Origin of the sequence: Microvirga tunisiensis, from assembly GCF_009296175.1 — a bacterium.
GTDB lineage: Bacteria > Pseudomonadota > Alphaproteobacteria > Rhizobiales > Beijerinckiaceae > Microvirga > Microvirga tunisiensis.
Genome location: NZ_VOSK01000368.1, coordinates 1 through 5,518, shown reverse-complemented (window position 1 = coordinate 5,518; position 5,518 = coordinate 1). Strand labels below are relative to the sequence as shown.

Here is a 5,518-nt window from a genome sequence, read left to right as displayed (position 1 = left end):
CGCAGCACGAGTTCGAGCCAGTCGAGCTGATGGGCGATCTCCGCCGCCAGCCGCGGCGGCAGGGGCCGACCATCCCCCGTGATCAGCTGCGCCAGGCGCGGGCGGCGATCCGGCCGTAGCGGCTCGTGTTGTTTGGTAGCGGAACGTTGTTGGGATCAGGTGCGTTACGCCATTGAGGAGTATACTTGGCGCTTTGACGGCCTGCGACGCCGAGCTTCTCACCGCAGGAGGACGTGATGCACTCCCTTCATCCGCAAGCCCGCACCACTCCAGCCGTCCGCCAAGAGATCGCCCGCTCGAGAGAGCCCACCGGCGTGCTGGCCCAGCGCTTCAGCGTGAGCACCGAGACCATCCGCAAGTGGCGCAAGCGCGGCGCACAGGACTGCCAGGACCATAGCAGCCGGCCGCACAAGCTGCCCTGGAAGGCCACCGAGGAAGAGCGCGCCATCGTCTGTGCCCTGCGCCAGGCCACCGGCTTCCCGCTCGATGACCTCACGTTTGTGGTCAGCCATTTCCTGCCGCATCTCAACCGCGATGCCGTCTACCGCATCCTCAAGGCGGAAGGCTTGGGACGATTGCCCTCGGCGCAGCAGCGCCAGCGCCGGAGCGGCACGTTCAAGGATTACGATCTCGGCTTCATCCACATGGACATCAAGCACCTGCCCAAGCTGCAGACCGCCAACGGCGAGCGCCGCAAGCGCTATTTGTATGTGGCCATCGACCGCTGCTCACGGTGGGTGCATCTGGCCGTCAAGGACGATGAGCTGGCCACCAGCGCGGTCGCCTTCCTGAAAGAGGCGGTGCGCGCCTTCCCCTTCAAGGTCACGCACGTCCTGACGGATCGAGGATCCTGCTTCACGGCGGATGCTTTCGAGGACGCCTGCCGCCAGCTGAAGCTGGAGCACCGCAGGACCAAGCCGTATACACCGCAAACCAATGGTCTCGTGGAGCGCTTCAACGGGCGGGTGCAGCGCGAGGTGCTCGGCATCACGATCTATAGCCATCGGGATCTCGAGACGCTGCTCAAGGGCTTCAATCAGGCTTACAACAGGAGACGTCAGCGCGTGCTCAAGGGGCGATCCCCGGATGAGGTTGTGCGAAGCCGCCTGGCTGCCGAGCCGAAGCTGGCCAACCGCCGCTACAAGCCACCCGATTCAGACGCGTTGCCGCCCGCCCTCCAGGTCATCGCTGCCGCCAAGGAGGTCTCGCATCCAGACACTGGTGATCTGAGGCCTGTGTCGTTTGGTTGTAATCGACCCGGCTGATCCTGGACCCGAGATCTTCGGTCACGAACATGAAGTCACAGCAATGCGAGGGCCCGTCCGACTGGTCGAAGAGGCGGAACGAGGTCGGGTGCGGACTCGCTCCATGGGCGACCTGCCATGCATCGAGAAGAGGAGGCACCTCATTGTCGAAAGGCTCCGAGATCCGCTGCTTCACCGGATCGTCCGGACGCATGTTGAAATCGCCGGTCAGTACGGCCGACGCCGAGGTGGGGAACAGAGCATAGGTGCCGGGACCGTCCTCGCGGGGCACGGCGACGCGCTCACAGGCCGTGCGATGGGCTTCGCGGATGCCCTCGACCTGTGCCCGCCTCAGCTTGTGGGCTGAGTATTCCAGATGCGTGGTCATGACCCGAAGAGGTCCCGAGGGCCCTTCGACGACCGCCTCCAGCAGGAGACGCGGCATGTTGCGGGTGGAAGCGGCCTCCCACGGCAGGGTATATCGCAGCACTTGCGCCACAGGCAGGCGGGACAGGATCATGTTGCCGAAGCGGCGGCGGTGCCCTGCCCCATCCGGAACATCGAGTGCAACCCCCTCGACGGCCGTGTAACCCGGCAGGAACCGCGCCAGTTCAGCGAACTGGTTCGCTCCCCCATTGCCCTTGAGATCGGAAAAATTGTCCGAGACCTCCTGCAGGCAGAGCACATCGAAAACCGCGATGGCGTGCGCCTCGTCCACGATTCGCCGGAGATCGACGGACCCGTCGATGCCCAAGCCCCATTGGATGTTCCAGGTAATGATTCTGAGCATGCCGTTCCAACGCCTTACTGGCCGACCTTACTCAGCACGTCGGCTTTCAGGAAGCGCTCGATGACGATCATGAACACGACAGACGGCACGAGCAGGATGAGGGCCGTGATGGAAGCGATCTGATAATTGCCGCCCATGCTCGCGTTGTAGAGAAGGAGCGGGAGCGTCGTCACCTGAGGTACGCCGACGAAGAAGGTGCCGGTGAATTCATCGAGCGATTCCAGGAAAACGAAAATTGCGCTCGCCATGATGCCGGGGGCCGCGAGCGGCAATGTCACGGTGAAGAAGGTCCGCAGCGGCGAGGCTCCGATATTGCGCGCGGCGAGTTCGAGATCCCGGTCGATGGCCGCGAAGGCCGCGGCTGCGATCCAGACCGAATAGACGAGGCCATGGGCCGCGTGAACCAGCACGACGCCGGTGATCGTTCCAGTGAGCCCGATGCTGTAGAAGACCCGCGCCACGTTGATGTAGATCGCCACCGACGGGAAGGCCTGGGGCAACAGGAACAGAATCATCAGAGCCGTGCGCCAGGGCAGCTTGAGACGGGCCAGGGCATAGCCTGCCGGGACTGAAATGGCGAGCGCCACCATGACAGTCAGGCAGGCGATGGCAACGCTTGTCATCAGCGATGTCATGGCGTCGCCCGTGGGGCGGAAGACCACCTCCCAGTAGCGCATGCCGTAGGAAACAGGGAGCTTGAACGGGGTATACCACCGCTCCGCGACCGACCACAGGGCGAGATTGGCCAGAGGCCCGAAGAGAAGGAAGGCAAAGAATGCAAGGCCTAGGATCTTGAGACTTGTCGAGCCCAGGGCCCAGACCCTAGCGGCGGCGACGGATGATCCCGACTTGCGCGAAACAGCTTGGGATTTGCCGGATCCGGCGAGCGGCTCCGCATTTGCGGGTGAGAGGTGGAGGCGCCCGCTCATGCCTGCACCTCGCGCTTGACGCTGTGGCGAAGATAGATCCACGCGACAGTTCCGGCGATGGCATAGGAGATGACGCCAAGCGCGTTGGCCGTGGCGTAATCACCATAGGAGTTGATGCGGAACGCCATGTCCACGGTGAGCATCGTGGGCTGCGAGCCCGCAACCATCATCGGCACCGACAGAACGGACAGCATGGTGACGAAGGAAAGGACGAGGCCGACGAGGAGCGTCTGCGCCACCTGCGGCAGCACGAGTTCGATCAGCACCCGCACCCGCGAAGCGCCGAGAGTACGTCCTGCCTCGATGGTGGCGCGGTCGATGGAAGCCATGGCTCCGGCGAGCATCAGCGTCACGAAAGGCACCTGCTTCCATACGAAGGTGATGATGATGCCACGCCAGTCGAGGAAGCTCGTGGCCTGGATCGGCTCCATCACCCCGAGTGCCACAAAGGTATTGTTCATGAGGCCGTTCTTCGCCAGGAAGGTCCTCATGCACTGGGCCGCGACGATGAAGGGAATGAAGAGCGGCCAGCGATAGAGCGCGCGCAGCGCTGCAACCAGCCAGGGTGTTTCGCCGAGCGTGAGAATTCCCGATATCGCGATCGAGAACAGGCCGGTCAGGAGCGTCGAAACGACGACGATGAACAGCGTGAAAAGAATGTCGGTCGAGTAGAGCTCGTAAGCCTTCTGGAAGTGCATGAGCGACAGGCCGCCTCCCGGCTCTGTGAACGCCGCAGCGAGCGAGAACCCAAGGGGATAGAGAAACAGCGCGCCGATCATCGCGAGTGCCGGTGCGATGAGCAGAAGGCCGAAGAACGAAGGTCTCGCCATGATCTGGAACTGTCCCGGTCCCGCTGGAACGCCTTGAGGCCAATGAGGCGCAGGCGGCCTGCCACACAGGCCGCCCACATTCTGACGGATGACCTAGTTGGCCACCTTCTTCTCGTAGGTTTCGAGAATGTCGTTGAAGTACGGTCCGATCGGGAACGGCTTGCCGTTCGCCGCGAGCGTGTCCGGCGGGATGTCGGCGAAGAGCTGGTTCCAGGCCGCCTGATCGAGCTTGCCTTCCAGGTTCTTGGCATCAATGCCCGGATACCAGTTGAAGCGCTTCACGATGCCTTCCGCCTGCACGTCCGGACTCGTCGCAAGGGCGATGAACTCCGCGGCGAGCTTGTCCTGCGCCGTCTTGGACGGAATGGCGTAGTACATCGGCTGTCCGGGCATGCCGGGCGAAACAAGCTTCAGGCGCATGGTCGGCGGAAGCTTTCCATCAGCCTTCCAGGTATAGAACATGTCCACCCAGACCGGCCCCATGGCGATTTCGCCGCGATTGAGCATGTCGAGCGTGCCGGCGTTGCCGGGTGTGATGACGACGTTCTGGTTGAAATCCTTCAGATCGGCCATCGCCTTGTCCCAGGTCGCCTTCGTGGCGGCATCGTAAGGCCCCTTTTCGAGCTTCGCCGCATCGCCGCCGAACGCGGAAATCCACCCGGTGACGAACGCGACGCCGGACATGCCGCCCTTGATGCCGTTATAGCCGAATTGCTTCGGGTTCTTCTTCACCCAATCGCGCAGCTCGGCGTAATTGTTGGGCGGATTCTTGATGAGATCCGGATTGTAAGCGATCGCCGTCTGCGAATGGAACATGGGCATGACGTAGCCGGAGACGTCGGTGCCGAGCGCATTCGTCGCGGATTCGCGCGTGACCAGGCTGCCGGTGGGGAGAGCGTCCCGGTACTTCTTGATCAGCCCATCCTGAACCATGGTGCCCGCAGCCTTCTGGTGGATGACCACCACGTCGAAATCCGCTGCGGCCGCCGCCTTTTTCTGCGCATCAAGCTTCTCGAAGATCTTTTGCGATCCGCCATCGCCCGGTCCGGTGCCGACGGCCACCACCTTCACGCCCGGGTGGCTCTTTTCGAAGAGCGGCCCGAGATAATCCTTGATGTAATCGACCATGTTCTGATCGCCGGCAGTCGCAACGTTGAGCGTCTGTGCACTTGTCGCACTGCTCATGAGAAGGGCTGCAAGTCCCGCAGCCAGTAAGCTTTTACGCATGGTGTCCTCCCGTAGTCTGGGTTTTGGGAAACAGGTGCAACGCCGCCAGTGGCAGGCGTAGGCCTACCGGGCGGTCGAGCTCGTGATAGCGATCGTCCGTCACAGTGAAGTGACGGTCGCCAATGGCGACCACGTACCTGTAGTGTCCTCCGGGATACGTTCTCTGCGTGATTTTTCCCGGAAGGACGATCGAGCCGTCGATCCGGGCACGCGGATCGTCGAGCGAAGCGATATCGTCGCGAAAATAGGCGGTTACGGGCCCGACGGGCACGTCTCCGCCAAATGCTGTCGTCGTGCCGCGTATTGCCTCACCGAAGAATGCTCCCGACACGGATGGTCGTTGCCTCATCTTCATGCTCCCGGCAAGCCTCAGGGCTCTGCGGGCACCGAGCCTTGATCCGATGACCCGAACACCATGGCCCATGCCGCATCCCGGCGCCAGATTTTCAGACGCCGCTGGAGTGTGCGCAGATGCCGCTCGGAGTACTGGTCAGGATA

Annotated in this window: 6 protein-coding genes; 1 reads left to right on the top strand and 5 read right to left on the bottom strand. The window is 62.7% G+C overall.

Going from position 1 to position 5,518, the window contains the following annotated elements; genetic code table 11:
* Positions 1–236 precede the first annotated feature (236 nt).
* Entirely contained in the window at positions 237–1,265 is a 1,029-nt protein-coding gene (locus FS320_RS36810) for an IS481 family transposase (protein ID WP_152717273.1), read from the top strand.
* Here FS320_RS36810 and FS320_RS36805 read toward each other — a convergent pair.
* From FS320_RS36805 to FS320_RS36785, 5 genes are all read right to left on the bottom strand, one after another.
* The gene (locus FS320_RS36805; RefSeq protein WP_152717272.1) at positions 1,183–2,034 is read right to left on the bottom strand and encodes an endonuclease/exonuclease/phosphatase family protein; all 852 of its coding nucleotides are present in this window, start codon (positions 2,032–2,034) and stop codon (positions 1,183–1,185) included. The two genes, FS320_RS36810 and FS320_RS36805, sit on opposite strands and share 83 nt — an antisense overlap.
* Before the next feature lie 14 nt (positions 2,035–2,048).
* Positions 2,049–2,963 (bottom strand): ABC transporter permease, encoded by a 915-nt coding sequence (locus FS320_RS36800; RefSeq protein WP_152717271.1) that lies wholly within the window; start codon positions 2,961–2,963, stop codon positions 2,049–2,051.
* Positions 2,960–3,793, bottom strand: a complete 834-nt coding sequence (locus tag FS320_RS36795; protein ID WP_152717270.1) for an ABC transporter permease — start codon at positions 3,791–3,793, stop codon at positions 2,960–2,962. Before FS320_RS36795 ends, FS320_RS36800 begins: the two co-directional genes overlap by 4 nt.
* A gap of 93 nt (positions 3,794–3,886) precedes the next feature.
* Positions 3,887–5,020: an ABC transporter substrate-binding protein gene (locus FS320_RS36790; protein ID WP_152717269.1), complete on the bottom strand. Its 1,134-nt coding sequence runs from the start codon at positions 5,018–5,020 to the stop codon at positions 3,887–3,889.
* Positions 5,013–5,369 (bottom strand): TOBE domain-containing protein, encoded by a 357-nt coding sequence (locus tag FS320_RS36785; RefSeq protein ID WP_152717268.1) that lies wholly within the window; start codon positions 5,367–5,369, stop codon positions 5,013–5,015. Before FS320_RS36785 ends, FS320_RS36790 begins: the two co-directional genes overlap by 8 nt.
* Positions 5,370–5,518 lie beyond the last annotated feature (149 nt).

Coding starts and splice junctions, on each gene's coding strand:
- FS320_RS36810 (WP_152717273.1), top strand. CDS start 237: ATGCACTCCCTTCATCCGCAAGCCCGCACCACTCCAGCCGTCCGCCAA.
- FS320_RS36805 (WP_152717272.1), bottom strand. CDS start 2,034: ATGCTCAGAATCATTACCTGGAACATCCAATGGGGCTTGGGCATCGAC.
- FS320_RS36800 (WP_152717271.1), bottom strand. CDS start 2,963: ATGAGCGGGCGCCTCCACCTCTCACCCGCAAATGCGGAGCCGCTCGCC.
- FS320_RS36795 (WP_152717270.1), bottom strand. CDS start 3,793: ATGGCGAGACCTTCGTTCTTCGGCCTTCTGCTCATCGCACCGGCACTC.
- FS320_RS36790 (WP_152717269.1), bottom strand. CDS start 5,020: ATGCGTAAAAGCTTACTGGCTGCGGGACTTGCAGCCCTTCTCATGAGC.
- FS320_RS36785 (WP_152717268.1), bottom strand. CDS start 5,369: ATGAGGCAACGACCATCCGTGTCGGGAGCATTCTTCGGTGAGGCAATA.